The organism is Streptococcus sp. 10824 (assembly GCF_013276595.1).
Taxonomy (GTDB): domain Bacteria; phylum Bacillota; class Bacilli; order Lactobacillales; family Streptococcaceae; genus Streptococcus; species Streptococcus pseudopneumoniae.
In genome coordinates, this window is sequence record NZ_VMLH01000037.1 from 1 (window position 1) to 16257 (window position 16257).

The window sequence follows — 16257 nt, forward strand, 5'->3', positions numbered from 1 at the left end:
AATTATACTCAATGAAAATCAAAGAGCAAACTAGGAAACTAGCCGCAGGTTGCTCAAAACACTGTTTTGAGGTTGTAGATAAGACTGACGAAGTCAGCTCAAAACACTGTTTTGAGGTTGCAGATAGAACTGACGAAGTCAGCTCAAAACACTGTTTTGAGGTTGCAGATAGAACTGACGAAGTCAGTAACATATATACGGCAAGGCGACGTTGACGCGGTTTGAAGAGATTTTCGAAGAGTATTATTCGTAAAAAATCTCAAAAAGCCTACCTTTCGGTAGACTTAGTTTGTTTCTATTCTAATCGGTACTCTTCCAAAATTCTGCTCTGCTATACTTGGATGTCCTAGTTGATAAATCTGGTCTGCCTTTTGGGTCATGGCATCCCAAGGTTCTTTACCAATTCGACTGACTAGATTGACCTGCCCTTTCAAAGACTTAAGGTGTTGTCTGCCTTTTTCAGTAAACCCAAGAACATGAATGGCTTCTGGCAAGTCACTTTCTCTAGCCTGCACCAAGATATAGGTCAAGAGGCGTCTGACACGCGCCTTGGTGTAGCGTTTGGTAGTCACTAACTCGACCAATTCTTCCACAGACTGGGCTGTTTTAATAGCTTCTTTAATGCGCACAGCCATTTCTTGATTGACCTGATAGATGGTGGTTAGGTCGGGATTTGACAAGATTTGATAGCGGAGCAAGGGAAAATAGTCTTCCCAGATCACCTTACTGGCCTGCTCAAAGAGGCCAACAGAAGGCATAAAGCGTTCTAAGAAATCTTGGTCTGACTGATGCTGACGGAGAGCTGTCGCCGAGGCGTAGTCTACATCCTTATCCACAGAATGATAGCCAGCCCCCTGACGCTGAATCGGATGAAGTTTAATATTTCGCCCCGCAACCGCCTTGGCATAGGCCAGAGCAAGAACATGATTGGGGGTATTACCTGAAAAATCAAGACCAGCAAATTCCTTCCACATAGATTGGGTTTTCTGGGGATAGGAAAGGGAATCAGGCAGATTTTCCACAAATTTCTCCATCTCAGCACCTTTCTCTGTGTATAAGTCAGCGATTTTCTGATAATCTCGAACTTCCTCTGTCCCAAAAACTAGACTATCAATGCCCAAGCGATCCAAGATATCCACAGCTCCTTGACCAAAGAAATCAGCTGCCTGAACACTGACTAAAAAGGGCAATTCCACTACCAAGTCTGCGCCATTTTCCAGCGCCATCTGGGCCCTTGTCCACTTATCCACAATAGCAGGCTCTCCACGCTGCATGAAATTCCCTGACATGGCAACAATTTTCAGTCCCTCTGCCTGATCCAGCAGGTATTTATGGCCATTATGAAAAGGATTGAACTCTGCGATAATACCTGTGATGGTCATGATGTTCTCCTACTTCTGCGCCACAAAAAACCAACGGGTGCTAGTTTCTGTTGGTTCCTTATCCTCAAAGTCTGCATAGAGTTTGAAGGACTTGAATCCAGCCTGTTCCAGCAAGATATCATAGGTCAAGATCTCATAAGTCCTCTCCTCATGTACTTCATCGTAGCGACTAAAGGAACCGTCAGCCTCCTTGATAAAGAAAGTCAGCTCATGCACGATGGAGTGAGGAGCTTCGTCCTCATATGTATCCCAAAGCATGGCAAAATCTTCCGCATTTTCATGGTAGGAATAGCCAGGGAATACTTCATCTGTCTGGTAGGTCGAGTGCACGTCAAAGATGAAAACTCCCTCTTCATTCAGCGCATTGTACACGTCCTTAAAGACGTCCCCTACTTCCACCTCATCCTGCATATAGCAGATAGAGTCCGAATAACACGTGACAAAATCGTATTTCCCTGCCTTGGACAAATTCAGCATATTACCTTCTATAAAAGCAATCTTTTGCTTGGCTGAAGTTGCTCTCTTCTCCGCAATCTTCAACATATCCGCACTCAAGTCAAATCCAGTCACATCAAAACCAGCCTGAGAGAAGCGCACTGATTGAATTCCTGTCCCACAAGCCAATTCCAAGAGTTTCTTTCTCTCCTTGGTCTTAGGCAAATGACGCAGAGAAAAATTCGTCCATTTGTCGTATAAACTATCGTCCATGACCGCATCATAGACCGCCGCAAAGGTTTCATAAGTCGCCATAATCATGATACTAAGAGCTCCATGGTAAACACCACTAGCCCTTTACCTTTCTATCAATTTTTCTAAAATAAGCAAAGAAACCCAGTTGACTACAACTGAGTTCATCTTCTAAGCAAGAGCTTCTGAAATATCTACTGAATTCGCCTCATGCCATAGCTTCTCTAGATTATAATGGGCACGCATTTCTTCTGAAAAGATATGCACGACAACAGCACCGATGTCCAGTAAGACCCAGCCTCCAGCTGCATCGCCTTCGACATGGCTACCTTTAAAGCCTGCTTGAGCTACTTTTTCACGGATATTAGCTGCGATAGCGTCCAACTGACGGCTATTCATTGAGCTAGTGATGACAAAGTAGTCCGTCACACTAGTCAAATCTTGTACATCAAGTGCGAGGATATCCTCCGCACGTTTCTCATCAGCCGCTTTCACGACTAGTTCTAGTAATTCTTTTTCGTTCATTTAATCCTCTTTTTAGAAAATATGTTTGTAATCTAGAACATCTGCAAAGCGCTCCTCCCAAATGTCCTCATAAAATTCATTAATCGTTTCTGCTGGAATGTCATCCCCATCAAAGGTTGTGACAGCACCTTCTGGAACAATAAGCTGATAGCCATATTCAAAGGCAACCTTGACAGAGGTATCCACACAATATTCTGTCTGCATACCACATAAAACTAATTTTTCAATCCCCTGCTTATCCAAGTATTTTTTTAAGCCAGTTTCTTTGAAAATACTGTTATATTTCTTCTGAAAGACCTTTTCAGCAGGTTTTCGATTTAAAAGCGCAGATAACTGCCAATCTTCTGATGTTTGAGCTTCAGAGTTCTCAATATGTTGAACATAGATAATTTCAATATTCTTGCTTCTAGCCTGGTTTTGTAAATAAGAAATTTTTTCCAATAGACTTTTTGTCTGGAACCCAGTTTCTACTAAAACATTCTGAACATCAATGATTATAAAAGCCGTCTTCATTTAGTCCTCTTTCAAATAGTGCACAAAGGCGTTATAGGTTTCAAGGGTTTGGGGATAGATGGGGAATCCCTGATGAGCTAGATACTCCACGGTACGAGCTGTTTCGTAGGCCACCGCCTTATTGAGCGATAGACTTGCAATCTCACGCGCCACATCTACTCCAGGAAAGGCTCGATTGTGCTCGATATAGTCTGCGACGTAGATGACCTTATCTAGGTCTGTCATTTGACCAGCTCCGACTGTATGAATTTCAATGGCTCGCAGAATTTCAGAATCATGCAAATCCAAATCTTCCTGAATTTTGTAAATTCCGACCATACCATGCCAGACATTATTGCCCCAGTTTTTGAGGTCAGGGTCTAGCTGGTAACGGTCAATCAAGTCTAGAAATTCCTGATCTGACAACTTTTTAGCATAGTCATGAAGAAGACCTGCTAGACTTGCTTTCTCAACATCTACACCAAAGCGCTGAGCTAACTCCATAGCGGCACGCTCCACACCTAGACAATGGGTTAGACGTTTCTCAGGTAGAAGCTCTGCCATTTTTTCCAACAAGGCCTCACGGGAGCAGTTGATATAGTCTTGATAGGACATCAGTAGAGCCCCTCCTTCTCGATGTAGTCTAGCACTGGCTGAGGTAGGAGAAAGTTGGGTTTCCGACCTTGGGCAATGAAGTCCCGCACCATGCTGGACGAGATATCCATGAGCGGTACGTCCACCCAGATAACTGGATAGGAAGTCCCTGCCTTGTAGCGTGGACGCTGAACCCCCACAAACTGAACCATGTCAACCAGTTCATCAATTCGGTACCACTTAGGCAGATAGTCAACCATGTCGGCACCGATGATAAAGTAATAATCCGTATCTGGATTCTTCTCTGTCAAAATCTTCATGGTGTCGTAAGTGTAGGAAATACCCTTGCGCTCCAACTCAATAGTTTCAATGACTAGGCCGTCAATCCCCTCAATTGCCAACTTAAGCATCTTGAGACGATGGTGTTCAGGGATGGTTTCCTTTTTATCAACGTGAGGAGGTTGGTATTCAGGCATGAGCAGAACTTGATCCAGTCCCAACTGTTGCCGTACTTGATCCGCAACAATAAGATGGGCATTGTGAACAGGGTTAAAATTCCCCCCTAAAATCCCAACTTGTTTGCGTTTTTTCTCCTTGATTTCTGGCTCCAACTCTACCTTGGTAAAGGGAGTCAATAGTTCGATTGTCATAGGCTAGTCCCCTTTATTTCTCTATAAAAACAGTTATTTGGAGTTTCGGTCTTAGATTTCTTTGACTTTCTTAGAAATCTTGCGATTTTCTTTCTTGCTGGATTGTTTAAACAAAATCAAGATGCGTCCTATTTTTTGGACTGTATCCACACCGATTTCTTCTTCCAAAATTTCAGCTACTTCGTGGATGTTTTCATCTGTGTTTTGTAAGAGAGTAACCTTGATTAATTCACGCGCATCAAGAGCTTGACGGACACTGGTTTTGATTTGGTCGTTCAGTCCATTTTTCCCGATTTGGATGATAGGTTTGAGGATGTGTGCCTGGCTGTTGAGGAAGGCACGTTGTTTTGATGTTAATGACATAATTTTCTTCCTTGTTTTTTGATAGTTATTTTAGGTGGTGAGGGACGGTCGGAACTAATTTTCCAAAGATTTCATCTTTGAAAAATGGATTTCCTGACCTCACAATTGAGCCTTGGTCTCAATTGTGCCCCTTGCCAATCTACAGATTGGCAATCACACCACGGCAATAACTATCGCTATATGAGCTCACTTTGTTCGCTCAGCGATTTTGTTTTAAATAATTGCTTTTCGTATGACGACGGCGACGCCTTCTGGTGCCCAGACGGCGACTTTGGCAGTGCCTGTTACACGAATCCAACCTAGGCCTGAGATGACTAGGTCTGTCTTATCCTTGATTGTAAATACATGCTCAATCAGTTTTGGAAAATCTTCTTTTTCCTTACTGTTTGGAGGCGTGAGAAGGGTTCCGACGTGCTTGTCGTAAAATGCACTAGCGCCTTCAAGCTTAGTACGATGGAGTTTCAATTCGTTGTCAAAAAAGGCAGTGAAACCTTGTTTTTCTCCTGATATAAAGTCAAAACGTCCGAGACCACCTAAAAATAGGGTTTGTTCAGGATTAAGCTGATATGTTTTAGGCTTGATCTCCTTTTTAGGGCTGACATACTTGAGGTTTTTGGCCGTCAAGTAATGGGCCATTTGGTGACGGTGGATGATTCCCGGCGTATCGTAGATATAAGAACCATCATCAAGCGGAATCTCGATCTTGTCCAAGGTTGTCCCTGGGAAGCGCGAAGTCGTAATGACATTCTGATCACCCGTGATTTCTTGGATAATGGCATTGATTAGAGTTGATTTTCCAACGTTAGTTACACCGACAACATAGACATCGCGGCCTTTACGGTAATGTTCAATCTTGTCAATGACTTCCTTAATGGCATGTTTGTTTTGAGCTGAAGTTAGGACGACATCAACAGGACGAAGCCCTTCTTCATGGGCACGTTCCATGAGCCACTGGCTAATCTTGCCCGGTTTAACTGACTTAGGTAGGATATCTTTTTTATTTCCAACCAAGAGGACATCATTGCCCGATACAAAGCGTGGCAAGCCTGGGATGACAGAGCCATTAAAATCAAAGATATCAATGACATTGACCACTAAGGCATCGCTGTCTCCCACCTCGTGCAAGAGCTTGAGGAAATCATCGTCTGTCAACTGGACATCCGTGATTTCATTGTAATGACGGAGACGGAAACAGCGTTGGCAATAGACTTCACCAGTCTCCAAACCTTTTTCAAGTGCCGACTGGGGGGTAAAACCAAGACCAGCCTTATCTGTCGTCTGAATGGTTGCTCCACAACCAATACAGAGAATTTCTTCCATAGTTAAATTCCTTTTTTATATGTAATCGGTCCGTACTTTTCAGTGATTTTTCGCATGACACGGCGCTCACGAGCTCGGTTAATCTGCGTTTTGATCGAGTCATGTTGGACCAAGGGTTTGACTAAAATCGAGCGAATGCCAGCACGGTGGGCTGCTCGAATATCTGTCATGAGCTGGTCGCCAACCATGACCACTTCACTTTTCTCATAGTGAAATTCCTTCATGGCACGGTCAATTCCAAATGTGAAGGGCTTCAGAGCCCAATAAACGTAGTCAATCCCAAATTTCTCAACTGCGCGTTGAACTCGTTTTTTGGTGTTATTTGAGACCACGATAATGCGAATGCCCGCGTCCCGAAGGTCATGTAGCCATTGCTTCATCTCTGGTGTTCCGTCAGGATTATTCCAAGCAATGAGGGTATTGTCCAAATCGACCAAAACAGCCTTGATTCCCTGCTCCTGCAGGCTTGGGACTGTCAGATCATAAACTGCTTCCACAGCAAAATCTGGCATATAATTTTCAATCGCCATTTTGGCTCCTTTTCTTAACTTTTTTTCGCAATTTTCCTTAGTAACAAGGATAAAACAATCCACAAACCTATACTAGCCAAACTGATGTAGAGCCAAGCATGGGGCTCATCTGTTAAAGGTAGTGGAACATTCATTCCGAAAAAGCCTGTCACGACTACCAAAACCGCTAGCAAGACTGAAATGATAGTCAAGGTTGTCAAATTATCATTCAGATTATTGTTTAGAATATTGTTGTAAGAGGCTGAAAGTTGCTGTAAAATCTGAGAGATTAGGTCTGTCATGGATACCAGCTGATGAGCCTCAATCATGGCATCATCAAACTGTTCTCTCTCAATCTCATCAAAACTACGATACAAGGCATGACCTTGAATATGCTCTAACAAAATCCGATTTTGTTTGGCAGCTGCCGTCAGATAAACCATACCAGTCTCCAAATCAGACAGGGCAAAGAGGTTTTTCTTGGTAGTTCGCTGGCGCAAGAGGTCATTGACCTCATCCCTACTCTTGTCCATCTGCTCAATGACAGGATAGTAGGCATTGCTGATGATTTCCAGACTGGCAAAGAGAAACTTATAAATCGAAAGCGTGTCATGGCTCTCCAGATAACGAGTCATCTGTTCAATGACATAGGCGTTCTTGGTATTACTAATGGTAATCAGGCGACGATGCTCCACGATAAAGGTCATGGGAAAAGTCTCATAGTAGGCCTTGTCCTTTTTTACGTCTAGGACATTATAGATAAAGGTAACCGTCCCACTTTCACGGTGGTAGTCCATGTGGGCGCGCTCGTTTCTATCCAGTGCGTATTCAATGGTTTCCTTGTCCAAACCGTAAATTTCAGAAAGGTCTTCTAGTTTATTCAACTTTCCTAGATCTAGGTCTATCCAGGTACAACCATTGCCCAACTGCTTTTCTAAAACCATCTTTTCTCCTTATTAAACTCCCTCTATTGTACCACAAATTACTTAAAATAACAGGTCTAGTCTGTGCGTGAGAAATTGCTAACAACTGTGATATTTCGGTTAGGGACAAAGTGAAGGGCTTGCTCCTCGCTACGAAGCTGGGTCGTACGAATTCCCACGCTGACGACCTTGCCCGATACAGTAATGGGGCCATTGGTCAGAACAACCTCATCTCCCACATCCAGTTGACGTTCAAAAAGGATGAAAAAGCCATTGATGACATCAGACAGAAAACCTTGGGCTCCCATCCCAATCGCCACCCCAGCGATTCCAGCCCCAGCCAGCAAGCTAGATACAGGTAAGCCTAAAATCGATAAAATACAGTAGAGTAAAAAGAAATATGACGTATAATTAAACACATTTTCTAACAAACGTGAGATGGTTTTCTGGCGCCCGACATCATGATGAGACATTTTTAGAGAAGGTTTGGCAATTCTCTGCACCATGGTATGAAGCATTTTTTTAGCAATATAAAATACAATCAAAAGCAGTAAAAGAGAAATGACCTTGGTTAGAATATTTTCGATAATGGTTGTCACATCTAGCTTTTCAATATAAGCTTGAATAAATTTTTGCATATAAAACTCCTTTATTTCATTATACCATATTTTCATCAGTCTCATTATCCATAAATATTCAAAAAATAGACAGAAAATTCTTGATTTTGTCTATCGTTTATACTATAATCATAATCACTACACAGAAAGGAGATTATTATGAAAAGAATCATTCATGCTTGGAACAAGGCAAGCCTTGTCAAGCGTATCTTGATTGGTATGCTTTGTGGGGGAATTCTAGGACTGACCCTTCCTAATCTCTCAGGAATTGGGCTACTCGGGGATTTATTCGTTGGAGGTCTAAAAGCTGTTGCTCCTATCCTAGTCTTTGCTCTCGTTGCTAATGCCCTTTCCCAACATCAAAAGGGACAAGATAGCAATATGAAAACTGTTGTTTTCTTGTATATCCTAGGAACTTTTGCCGCTGCTCTTGTAGCTGTACTAGCAAGTTTCATCGTCCCTATTGAAATCACCCTAAATAGTGCTAATACCGATATTGCTCCACCAGATGGGATTGGACAGGTCCTCAGCAACCTCTTGCTCAAACTGGTTGACAATCCAGTCAACGCCCTGCTTACTGCTAACTATATTGGAATCTTATCTTGGGCAGTCATTTTTGGAATTGCTATGAGAGAGGCCAGCAAAAATAGTAAAGAATTACTAAAAACTATCGCTGACGTGACTTCTAAAATTGTCGAATGGATCATCAATCTGGCTCCATTTGGAATCCTTGGTCTTGTTTTTAAAACCATTTCTGACAAGGGAATCGGAAGCCTTGCCAACTACGGTATTTTATTGCTTCTATTAGTAACGACTATGCTTTTTGTTGCCCTTGTGGTCAACCCTTTGATTGCCTTCTTCTTTATGAGACGCAACCCTTACCCTCTAGTTTGGAACTGCCTCCGTGTCAGCGGTGTGACAGCCTTCTTCACTCGTAGTTCTGCGGCTAACATTCCTGTCAACATGAAACTCTGCCATGACCTTGGACTCAACCCAGATACCTATTCTGTTTCTATCCCACTTGGCTCTACTATCAACATGGCTGGAGCAGCGATTACCATTAACGTTTTGACCCTTGCTGCGGTAAACACTCTTGGAATCCCTGTTGACTTTGCCACAGCCTTTGTCCTCAGTGTGGTAGCAGCTATCTCAGCCTGCGGTGCTTCTGGTATTGCGGGAGGTTCCCTCCTTCTTATCCCAGTTGCTTGTAGCCTTTTCGGTATTTCTAACGATATTGCCATGCAAGTTGTTGGGGTTGGATTTGTGATTGGGGTCATCCAAGACTCATGTGAAACAGCCCTTAACTCTTCTACAGACGTCCTCTTTACTGCCGTTGCCGAATACGCAGCAGCCCGTAAAAAATAACTCATAAAGGCAAGCCTGCTCAGGTTTTGTCTTTTGCTCTTTTATTCTAACTTATACTCTTCGAAAATCAAATTCAAACTACGTCAGCTTCGCCTTGCCGTACTCAAGTACTGCCTACGGCTAGCTTCCTAGTTTGCTCTTTGATTTTCATTGAGTATTATCAGGAAATTCTTATGTCTATTAGCCAACGTACGACCAAGCTCATCTTAGCTACCTGTCTTGCCTGCCTGCTTGCTTATTTTCTCAATCTTTCCTCAGCAATTTCGGCTGGAATTATCGCTCTCTTGAGCCTATCTGATACGCGTAGAAGTACTTTAAAACTGGCTCGCAATCGCCTCTTTTCCATGCTCCTAGCTCTGGCTATCGGTGTTCTAGCTTTTCACTTGAGCGGATTTCATATCTGGAGCCTTGGTCTCTATCTTGCCTTCTATGTGCCTCTAGCTTACAAGATGGGCTGGGAAATTGGCATCACACCAAGCACTGTTTTGGTTAGCCATCTCTTGGTACAAGAGTCAACCTCTCCAGACCTTCTAGTCAATGAATTCTTTCTCTTTGCTATCGGTACAGGATTTGCTTTACTGGTCAATCTCTACATGCCTTCACGAGAAGAGGAAATTCATCACTACCACACATTGGTAGAAGAAAAGTTAAAAGACATCCTCCTGCGCTTCAAATATTATTTATCCAGAGGGGATGGACGCAACCGAGCACAGCTGGTGGAAGAATTGGACACCCTTTTGGAAGAAGCCCTCAGACTGGTCTATTTGGATCACTCAGACCACCTCTTTCACCAGACTGATTACCATATTCACTACTTTGAGATGAGACAGCTACAAAGTCGTATCCTGCGAAATATGGCCCAGCAAATCAATACCTGTCACCTAGCTGCCAGTGAGAGCCTGATTTTGGCTCAACTCTTTTCAAAAATTGCAGGTCAACTGAGCCAGACCAATCCTGCTTCTGATTTGCTAGATGAAATCGAACGCTATCTGGAAGTCTTCCGAAACCGCAGTCTGCCCAAGACAAGAGAAGAATTTGAAACCCGCGCTACCCTTCTTCAACTCCTACGTGAAGCCAAAACCTTCATCCAAGTAAAAGTTGATTTTTACAAAAATATGGACAGTAAAAAAGAAAACCACTAAAAAACAGAACTTGCCAGCATTCTTGAAAAGTAGTATAATTATTGCATGCGCAATCATCTTGTGACGCAGAGACTGCCCGTTAATGGACTTTCTTCTATTTATGACTCTAAAAAGAAAGGAGACACTATGACCTATTTGGAAAAATGGTTTGACTTCAATCGGCGTCAGAAAGAAATTGAAAGTCTCCTGGAAGAGACCATTGCCCAACAGAGCGAGCAAAGTCTGACCTTGAAAGAGTTCTACCTGCTCTACTATCTGGACTTGGCCCAAGAAAAATCTCTACGCCAGATTGACCTGCCAGATAAGCTTCATCTGAGCCCGAGCGCAGTTTCTAGGATGGTGGCTCGCTTGGAAGCTAAAAATTGCGGTCTACTCAGTCGCATGTGCTGCCATCAAGATAGACGCTCTAGTTTTATCTGCCTGACAAATGATGGGCAAAAGACACTGGCCTCGCTACAAAAGGCTGTCGAAGAAAGCTTGGAAGCAGGTTTGGATTTCTTGATTTAAGATGATTTTAGAAAAAAGTTGCGTGCGCAATCATTTTTATTGACATTCTCTTTTACAAGGAGTAAAATAAAGTCAAGATTAAACAAAGGAGTTTTATATGATTGAAATTACTTATCTAGACGCCAGTAAGAACGAAAGAACTGTGACTTTCGAATCCTATGAAGATTTTGATCGTTCGCAACAAGCTTGCATTATCGGCGTCGCAGACTACTACCCTGTCCAAAAATTGACTTATAAGGATCATGATTTGGACTACCATGGGACTTATGGAGATATCTTCTTCTATCTCAAGAAACAAGATTTAAGCCAATATAACTAAAAAAGGAGAAATACAATGGCAAAAGCAATTACAGATGCAACATTCGAACAAGAAACAAAAGACGGTTTGGTCTTAGTAGACTTCTGGGCAACTTGGTGTGGTCCATGTCGTATGCAAGGTCCAATCTTGGACAAATTGTCTGAAGAACTTTCAGAAGATGTCTTGAAAATCGTTAAAATGGACGTTGATGAAAATCCAAACACAGCTCGTGCTTTTGGAATCATGTCTATTCCAACTCTTCTCTTCAAAAAAGACGGCCAAGTTGTCAAACAAGTTGCTGGTGTTCACACAGCAGAACAAATCAAGGCCATCGTTGCTGAATTGAGCTAATCAAACGAGAGACCAAGTACTTTCTTTGGTCTCTTTTTTCTTGCCCTTTGCCATTTTTCAAAAAATATGCTAGACTGTAAGTAGAATATTACGATGTTTGGGACATGCCATCGCTAAAAAAAACCTTGACTTGGTATTTTTTAGCTCCCTCAAGGGAGCTTTTTGCGTGCTCTGAACATTTCCCATTTTGGAAGGAGTACTATGAAACGTCAATCAGCCTTGGTCGTCTTTAGTGGCGGTCAAGATTCCACAACCTGCCTTTTCTGGGCTAAAGAACACTATGAAACGGTCGAAGCCGTTACCTTTGCCTATGGCCAACGCCACCATCTCGAAATTCAAGTTGCCAGAGAAATCGCTACGGAACAGGGCATTCGTCATCACATCCTAGATATGTCTCTGCTGGGGCAAATCACTGAAAATGCGCTGACCTCTGATATGGAGATTGAGCAAAAAGAGGGAGAAGTTCCCAATACCTTCGTTGACGGTCGAAACCACCTCTTTCTATCCTTTGCGGCAGTCCTTGCCAAGCAACGAGGCATTAAAGATATCGTGACAGGTGTCTGCGAGACAGACTTCTCAGGCTACCCCGATTGTCGAGATGTCTTTGTCAAATCCCTTAATGTTACCCTCAACCTTGCCATGGATTACGACTTCGTTATCCAAACACCTCTTATGTGGCTAGACAAGGCTGAAACTTGGGAGCTAGCCGACCAACTCGGTGCCTTTGACTATGTTCGTGAAAAGACCTTAACCTGCTACAACGGAATTATCGGGAGCGGCTGTGAAGATTGCCCCGCCTGCCACCTACGTCAACATGGGTTAGATGTTTATCTCTCACAGAAAGGAGAAGCCTAATGTTTTTTGCACCCAAAGAAATCAAACAGGAAACTGGGGAGTCTCTTGTCTACAATCCTTATCGGACTCTAGTCTCCAAAGAATTTACCTTTGATGCTGCTCACCACCTCTTTCACTATGAGGGAAAATGCAAATCCCTGCACGGCCACACCTATCATCTGCAGATTGCTGTCAGTGGATTTTTAGATGAACGTGGTATGACCTACGATTTCGGAGACATCAAAGCGACCTACAAGAACTACTTAGAGCCCCACTTGGATCATCGCTATCTCAATGAAACTCTTCCCTATATGAACACGACTGCTGAAAATATGGTTTACTGGATTTTCCAAACCATGAATCAAGAGTTGCCAAACGAGCGCGGTCTCCGTTTGGAATACGTTCGTCTCTATGAGACTCCGACTGCCTTTGCAGAGTTTAGACGGGAGTGGTTAGATGACTAGGGAACGTGTCCTCAAACTACCAGTTCTAGAAATTTTTGGCCCAACCTTTCAAGGCGAAGGCCGTGCAATCGGGCAGAAAACCATGTTTGTCCGCACTGCTGGTTGCGACTACCACTGCGACTGGTGCGATTCTGCCTTTACTTGGGATGGCTCTGAAAAGCCAACTCGTATGACAGCTGACGAGGTCATTGCTGCCTTGGATAAATTGGGGAGCTACGACTATGTAACCCTATCTGGGGGAAATCCTGCTATCCTAGCAGCCAACATGGCCGAATTGGTCACCAAACTCAAGGAACGTGGTGTTACTCTGGCTGTTGAAACTCAAGGCTCTCGCTGGCAAAATTGGTTAAAAGACATCGACCAGGTTACTCTCAGTCCCAAACCTCCTTCATCCAAGATGGAAGTCAACTTTGAGACCTTGGACTTTATCGTTTCCCAACTTGATCCAGACAGGGTCACCTTTAAAATCCCTGTCTTTGATGATGCCGATTTGGCCTTTGCCAAAGGGATTCAAGAACGCTACCAACCAGATGTTCTCTTCTTATCAGCAGGAAATCCTGAGCCCAAGGCTACGGGTAATATTGTCCAAGACCAACTGGACCGCCTCAAAGAACTCTGGGAACGTGTCGCTGCTGACGACAGCTGGGGCAATGTCCGCGTCCTCCCTCAACTGCATACCCTCCTCTACGATAATCAACGTGGTGTTTAAGATTAGAAAGAAAAAATCATGTCACAACAAGAAGAAATGAAAAACCTAAGCCTACTAGGCAACAAAGAAACCAACTACATTTTCGAATATCAACCAGAAGTCCTCGAATCCTTTGACAATCGTCATGTGGAAAATGACTATTTTATCAAATTTAACTGTCCTGAATTTACCTCACTTTGCCCGATCACTGCTCAACCAGACTTTGCGACCATTTATATTTCCTACATCCCTGACAAGCTCTGTGTTGAGTCAAAATCCCTCAAACTCTACCTCTTTAGCTACCGAAATCACGGAGATTTTCACGAAAACTGTATCAACACCATCGGGAAAGACTTGGTCAACTTGCTAGACCCTCGCTATTTAGAAGTCTGGGGAAAATTCACTCCGCGCGGTGGCATTTCAATCGACCCCTACTACAACTACGGTAAGCCTGGAACTAAGTATGAAGGCTTGGCAGAACAACGCCTCTTCCAACACGACCTTTATCCAGAGAAAATTGACAATCGTTAAACTCATACTCAATGAAAATCAAAAATCAAACTAGGAAGCTAGCCGCAAGTTGCTCAAATCACTGCTTTGAGGTTGCAGATGGAAGCTGACGTGGTTTGAAGAGATTTTCGAAGAGTATCATACGAAAAAGCCCTGTTCCTCTAGATGAGGAGCAAGGCTTTTTGTTTTTCAATTATTCTTCTGTTCCAAGGAAGTTTTTTGCAACGAGGGCTGCAAGAACCCCACCAACGATTGGTGCAAGGATGAAAATCCAAACTTGTTGAAGGGCTGCGCCACCTACCAAAACAGCTGGTGCCAAGCTACGAGCTGGATTTACTGAAAGCCCAGTAATGTTCAATCCGACAAGAATCATCGCCATCAAGGACAAACCGATTACCAAACCAGCAATCGCGCCATTTCCCTTGCTTGCTGAAGTCACAGTCATGATAACCAAGACAAACAAGAAAGTTGCGATGACTTCAAACAAGAAACCACCAAAGACAGTGACACCGTTTGCCAAGGCATTTTCACCAAGGCTAGCAGTTGACATACCCGAGTTAGCCAAGAGGAAGAAGACTGCGCCAGAAGCGATGAAAGCTCCAACAACCTGACCAAGTATGTAGTTTACAAGTTCTGAAGATGACAAACGTTTGTTAACAAACATAGCAATCGAAACAGCTGGATTCAAGTGAGCACCTGAAACAGTTCCGATTGAGTAGGCTGCAACTACGATTGCCAGACCAAAGGCAACGGCAATCCCTAGGTGACCAAGACCTTCAACACCATTTCCAAAAACAACAGCTCCTGTCCCGACGAATACAAGCATGAACGTACCGATTAACTCAGCAACAAATTTTTTCATTTTCTTTCTCCTTTTTTCAAAAACTAGATACTAGTCTATCAAAAGTAGGAAAGGGTTTCAAGAAAATTGATTGGAAATTTTTTGAAAATCATAGAACTACTAGCAATACCTAATATTGAAAAGATTGAATAGCTTCTTTCAAGTCATCTTGTAAACTATTTCTCTGGTCAAGTTGGACATAGACTTCCAACAGACAGGATCTGAAGTTGGAAAATTTATAAAAATCTTCCCTTTCTTCTATCGGAAAGTCAACAGCTTTTATCCAAGAAGCTACTTGCTCTTGCGCTAACTTCCCTTGTAAAATAGGTTCATAGATCACTCTTGCTAAACGCCAATCCTCATCATCTGTAAAGCGAATCGAAACTCTTTTAAATAGTTGGCCAAGTATATCAAATACTTCATGAACTCTGTTTTTAGGAAAGTTGGGATGACAAACCACCTCTGTCAGTAAATCGGCTCCATGTGCAAAAGTATGAACCCAACCATACTGACTTGAAAAACCCGTTGTATCCTTTTCTTTTGAAAGATAATACAAACCTTGATTTAAAAGGACATTACGAATTCCTGCATTTAATTCCTGATAAAAAATCGATTGCTGGTTGGCATCTGCAGACAAGAGATTTGCATAAATAAGCGCCCTAAAAGAACGTTCAAGGGTTGACAGGCCTACCTTATCAATATCTTTATCTAACCCTCCATCAGATGAAATCCCTTCAGCAATGAAATGAAATTGTTCCTGTGTAAATAGCTCTTCCTGAATCCCTCTAGCAAAGCTTGTAAAAACAAGGTCATCACGAATTTCTGGAGAAGGATCTCCCAAATGATCAAGTAGCCACTGGATTTCTTCCTGGTTATAACTTGGTTTTTCTTCTGCTATTTTTCTAAGTAACTTTTGATACATGGTCAATACCTCTACATTTCTAGCAACTGTTCAAAAAGCTGTCCTTAAATGACTTTAGCAATTTGTAAAATTAAGTTAAAGAGAAAAAGACATTTATATTCAGAGAAACAGCACATTTCTGAAAGGATACATAAATGATTTATTCCATATTACCACAAATGAACTTGTAATGATAGAACTTTATCACAAAAATCACATTTCTGTCTCAAAAATTGCGAAAAACTAGTTATATAGTCATTTAGTTTTAAAAAAGCGTTCCAAACATTCAAAAAT

Annotated in this window: 23 protein-coding genes; 10 read left to right on the top strand and 13 right to left on the bottom strand. The window is 42.6% G+C overall.

Annotation, left to right across the window (positions count from 1 at the left end):
- Nucleotides 1-215: hypothetical protein (locus HT701_RS11420; RefSeq protein WP_345889975.1), on the top strand; the 215-nt coding region annotated here is incomplete at its 5' end.
- Between the two features lie 69 nt (nucleotides 216-284).
- Here the strand turns inward: HT701_RS11420 and HT701_RS03805 are convergent.
- The 11 genes from HT701_RS03805 to HT701_RS03855 form a co-directional block, all read right to left on the bottom strand.
- Nucleotides 285-1382 (bottom strand): nucleotidyltransferase, encoded by a 1098-nt coding sequence (locus HT701_RS03805; RefSeq protein ID WP_138705394.1) that lies wholly within the window; start codon nucleotides 1380-1382, stop codon nucleotides 285-287.
- Between the two features lie 9 nt (nucleotides 1383-1391).
- Nucleotides 1392-2132 carry a class I SAM-dependent methyltransferase gene (locus HT701_RS03810; RefSeq protein WP_279586344.1) on the bottom strand — a complete coding sequence of 247 codons (741 nt, stop codon included), beginning with the start codon at nucleotides 2130-2132 and terminating at the stop codon, nucleotides 1392-1394.
- Between the two features lie 108 nt (nucleotides 2133-2240).
- The gene (gene rsfS / locus HT701_RS03815; RefSeq protein WP_001002999.1) at nucleotides 2241-2594 is read right to left on the bottom strand and encodes a ribosome silencing factor; all 354 of its coding nucleotides are present in this window, start codon (nucleotides 2592-2594) and stop codon (nucleotides 2241-2243) included.
- A gap of 12 nt (nucleotides 2595-2606) precedes the next feature.
- Nucleotides 2607-3107 carry a cysteine hydrolase family protein gene (locus HT701_RS03820; protein ID WP_000844709.1) on the bottom strand — a complete coding sequence of 167 codons (501 nt, stop codon included), beginning with the start codon at nucleotides 3105-3107 and terminating at the stop codon, nucleotides 2607-2609.
- Nucleotides 3108-3701, bottom strand: coding sequence for a bis(5'-nucleosyl)-tetraphosphatase (symmetrical) YqeK (yqeK, locus tag HT701_RS03825; protein WP_083979732.1), 594 nt, complete (start codon nucleotides 3699-3701; stop codon nucleotides 3108-3110).
- Complete coding sequence (locus tag HT701_RS03830) at nucleotides 3701-4330, bottom strand: nicotinate-nucleotide adenylyltransferase (RefSeq protein ID WP_138705396.1); 630 nt, start codon at nucleotides 4328-4330, stop codon at nucleotides 3701-3703. The genes yqeK and HT701_RS03830 overlap by 1 nt, the downstream gene beginning before the upstream one ends.
- Nucleotides 4331-4381: 51 nt before the next feature.
- Nucleotides 4382-4693, bottom strand: a complete 312-nt coding sequence (yhbY, locus tag HT701_RS03835) for a ribosome assembly RNA-binding protein YhbY (RefSeq protein ID WP_000060163.1) — start codon at nucleotides 4691-4693, stop codon at nucleotides 4382-4384.
- A gap of 213 nt (nucleotides 4694-4906) precedes the next feature.
- On the bottom strand, nucleotides 4907-6013 hold the full coding sequence (yqeH, locus tag HT701_RS03840) for a ribosome biogenesis GTPase YqeH (RefSeq protein WP_000391191.1): 1107 nt from the start codon (nucleotides 6011-6013) through the stop codon (nucleotides 4907-4909).
- A gap of 2 nt (nucleotides 6014-6015) precedes the next feature.
- Nucleotides 6016-6543: a YqeG family HAD IIIA-type phosphatase gene (locus HT701_RS03845; RefSeq protein ID WP_000963750.1), complete on the bottom strand. Its 528-nt coding sequence runs from the start codon at nucleotides 6541-6543 to the stop codon at nucleotides 6016-6018.
- Between the two features lie 14 nt (nucleotides 6544-6557).
- Complete coding sequence (locus tag HT701_RS03850) at nucleotides 6558-7466, bottom strand: magnesium transporter CorA family protein (protein WP_000242254.1); 909 nt, start codon at nucleotides 7464-7466, stop codon at nucleotides 6558-6560.
- A 56-nt stretch (nucleotides 7467-7522) separates the two neighbouring features.
- Nucleotides 7523-8083, bottom strand: a complete 561-nt coding sequence (locus HT701_RS03855; protein WP_001168882.1) for a mechanosensitive ion channel domain-containing protein — start codon at nucleotides 8081-8083, stop codon at nucleotides 7523-7525.
- A 138-nt stretch (nucleotides 8084-8221) separates the two neighbouring features.
- Between HT701_RS03855 and sstT the strand changes: the two genes are divergently transcribed.
- From sstT to queF, 9 genes are all read left to right on the top strand, one after another.
- Nucleotides 8222-9427: a serine/threonine transporter SstT gene (sstT, locus tag HT701_RS03860; protein ID WP_172931239.1), complete on the top strand. Its 1206-nt coding sequence runs from the start codon at nucleotides 8222-8224 to the stop codon at nucleotides 9425-9427.
- A 173-nt stretch (nucleotides 9428-9600) separates the two neighbouring features.
- Nucleotides 9601-10569, top strand: coding sequence for an aromatic acid exporter family protein (locus HT701_RS03865; RefSeq protein WP_000028167.1), 969 nt, complete (start codon nucleotides 9601-9603; stop codon nucleotides 10567-10569).
- Nucleotides 10570-10695: 126 nt separating this feature from the next.
- Entirely contained in the window at nucleotides 10696-11076 is a 381-nt protein-coding gene (locus HT701_RS03870) for a MarR family transcriptional regulator (RefSeq protein WP_000221629.1), read from the top strand.
- Between the two features lie 97 nt (nucleotides 11077-11173).
- Nucleotides 11174-11395 (top strand): DUF4649 family protein, encoded by a 222-nt coding sequence (locus HT701_RS03875; protein ID WP_000570252.1) that lies wholly within the window; start codon nucleotides 11174-11176, stop codon nucleotides 11393-11395.
- Between the two features lie 15 nt (nucleotides 11396-11410).
- Nucleotides 11411-11725 carry a thioredoxin gene (gene trxA, locus HT701_RS03880; RefSeq protein WP_001029581.1) on the top strand — a complete coding sequence of 105 codons (315 nt, stop codon included), beginning with the start codon at nucleotides 11411-11413 and terminating at the stop codon, nucleotides 11723-11725.
- Nucleotides 11726-11926: 201 nt separating this feature from the next.
- Nucleotides 11927-12580, top strand: a complete 654-nt coding sequence (queC, locus tag HT701_RS03885; RefSeq protein WP_000828776.1) for a 7-cyano-7-deazaguanine synthase QueC — start codon at nucleotides 11927-11929, stop codon at nucleotides 12578-12580.
- Entirely contained in the window at nucleotides 12580-13023 is a 444-nt protein-coding gene (queD, locus tag HT701_RS03890; RefSeq protein WP_000464585.1) for a 6-carboxytetrahydropterin synthase QueD, read from the top strand. Before queC ends, queD begins: the two co-directional genes overlap by 1 nt.
- Nucleotides 13016-13732, top strand: a complete 717-nt coding sequence (gene queE, locus HT701_RS03895) for a 7-carboxy-7-deazaguanine synthase QueE (protein ID WP_000196466.1) — start codon at nucleotides 13016-13018, stop codon at nucleotides 13730-13732. The genes queD and queE overlap by 8 nt, the downstream gene beginning before the upstream one ends.
- A gap of 18 nt (nucleotides 13733-13750) precedes the next feature.
- Nucleotides 13751-14242: a preQ(1) synthase gene (queF, locus tag HT701_RS03900; protein WP_000082587.1), complete on the top strand. Its 492-nt coding sequence runs from the start codon at nucleotides 13751-13753 to the stop codon at nucleotides 14240-14242.
- 172 nt (nucleotides 14243-14414) lie between these two features.
- Here queF and HT701_RS03905 read toward each other — a convergent pair whose 3' ends face one another.
- Nucleotides 14415-15083 (bottom strand): aquaporin, encoded by a 669-nt coding sequence (locus HT701_RS03905; RefSeq protein ID WP_138699614.1) that lies wholly within the window; start codon nucleotides 15081-15083, stop codon nucleotides 14415-14417.
- Between the two features lie 109 nt (nucleotides 15084-15192).
- Complete coding sequence (locus HT701_RS03910; RefSeq protein ID WP_023933745.1) at nucleotides 15193-15984, bottom strand: DUF2785 domain-containing protein; 792 nt, start codon at nucleotides 15982-15984, stop codon at nucleotides 15193-15195.
- Nucleotides 15985-16257 lie beyond the last annotated feature (273 nt).

What these genes read in the sequence shown, in the direction of transcription:
- HT701_RS03905 (WP_138699614.1), bottom strand. Translation starts at nt 15,083, where the DNA reads ATGAAAAAATTTGTTGCTGAGTTAATCGGTACGTTCATGCTTGTATTC.
- sstT (WP_172931239.1), top strand. Translation starts at nt 8,222, where the DNA reads ATGAAAAGAATCATTCATGCTTGGAACAAGGCAAGCCTTGTCAAGCGT.
- HT701_RS03845 (WP_000963750.1), bottom strand. Translation starts at nt 6,543, where the DNA reads ATGGCGATTGAAAATTATATGCCAGATTTTGCTGTGGAAGCAGTTTAT.
- queC (WP_000828776.1), top strand. Translation starts at nt 11,927, where the DNA reads ATGAAACGTCAATCAGCCTTGGTCGTCTTTAGTGGCGGTCAAGATTCC.
- HT701_RS03805 (WP_138705394.1), bottom strand. Translation starts at nt 1,382, where the DNA reads ATGACCATCACAGGTATTATCGCAGAGTTCAATCCTTTTCATAATGGC.
- HT701_RS03855 (WP_001168882.1), bottom strand. Translation starts at nt 8,083, where the DNA reads ATGCAAAAATTTATTCAAGCTTATATTGAAAAGCTAGATGTGACAACC.
- queE (WP_000196466.1), top strand. Translation starts at nt 13,016, where the DNA reads ATGACTAGGGAACGTGTCCTCAAACTACCAGTTCTAGAAATTTTTGGC.
- HT701_RS03875 (WP_000570252.1), top strand. Translation starts at nt 11,174, where the DNA reads ATGATTGAAATTACTTATCTAGACGCCAGTAAGAACGAAAGAACTGTG.
- yqeH (WP_000391191.1), bottom strand. Translation starts at nt 6,013, where the DNA reads ATGGAAGAAATTCTCTGTATTGGTTGTGGAGCAACCATTCAGACGACA.
- HT701_RS03830 (WP_138705396.1), bottom strand. Translation starts at nt 4,330, where the DNA reads ATGACAATCGAACTATTGACTCCCTTTACCAAGGTAGAGTTGGAGCCA.
- queD (WP_000464585.1), top strand. Translation starts at nt 12,580, where the DNA reads ATGTTTTTTGCACCCAAAGAAATCAAACAGGAAACTGGGGAGTCTCTT.
- rsfS (WP_001002999.1), bottom strand. Translation starts at nt 2,594, where the DNA reads ATGAACGAAAAAGAATTACTAGAACTAGTCGTGAAAGCGGCTGATGAG.
- HT701_RS03810 (WP_279586344.1), bottom strand. Translation starts at nt 2,132, where the DNA reads ATGGCGACTTATGAAACCTTTGCGGCGGTCTATGATGCGGTCATGGAC.
- HT701_RS03870 (WP_000221629.1), top strand. Translation starts at nt 10,696, where the DNA reads ATGACCTATTTGGAAAAATGGTTTGACTTCAATCGGCGTCAGAAAGAA.
- yqeK (WP_083979732.1), bottom strand. Translation starts at nt 3,701, where the DNA reads ATGTCCTATCAAGACTATATCAACTGCTCCCGTGAGGCCTTGTTGGAA.
- trxA (WP_001029581.1), top strand. Translation starts at nt 11,411, where the DNA reads ATGGCAAAAGCAATTACAGATGCAACATTCGAACAAGAAACAAAAGAC.
- yhbY (WP_000060163.1), bottom strand. Translation starts at nt 4,693, where the DNA reads ATGTCATTAACATCAAAACAACGTGCCTTCCTCAACAGCCAGGCACAC.
- queF (WP_000082587.1), top strand. Translation starts at nt 13,751, where the DNA reads ATGTCACAACAAGAAGAAATGAAAAACCTAAGCCTACTAGGCAACAAA.
- HT701_RS03820 (WP_000844709.1), bottom strand. Translation starts at nt 3,107, where the DNA reads ATGAAGACGGCTTTTATAATCATTGATGTTCAGAATGTTTTAGTAGAA.
- HT701_RS03865 (WP_000028167.1), top strand. Translation starts at nt 9,601, where the DNA reads ATGTCTATTAGCCAACGTACGACCAAGCTCATCTTAGCTACCTGTCTT.
- HT701_RS03910 (WP_023933745.1), bottom strand. Translation starts at nt 15,984, where the DNA reads ATGTATCAAAAGTTACTTAGAAAAATAGCAGAAGAAAAACCAAGTTAT.
- HT701_RS03850 (WP_000242254.1), bottom strand. Translation starts at nt 7,466, where the DNA reads ATGGTTTTAGAAAAGCAGTTGGGCAATGGTTGTACCTGGATAGACCTA.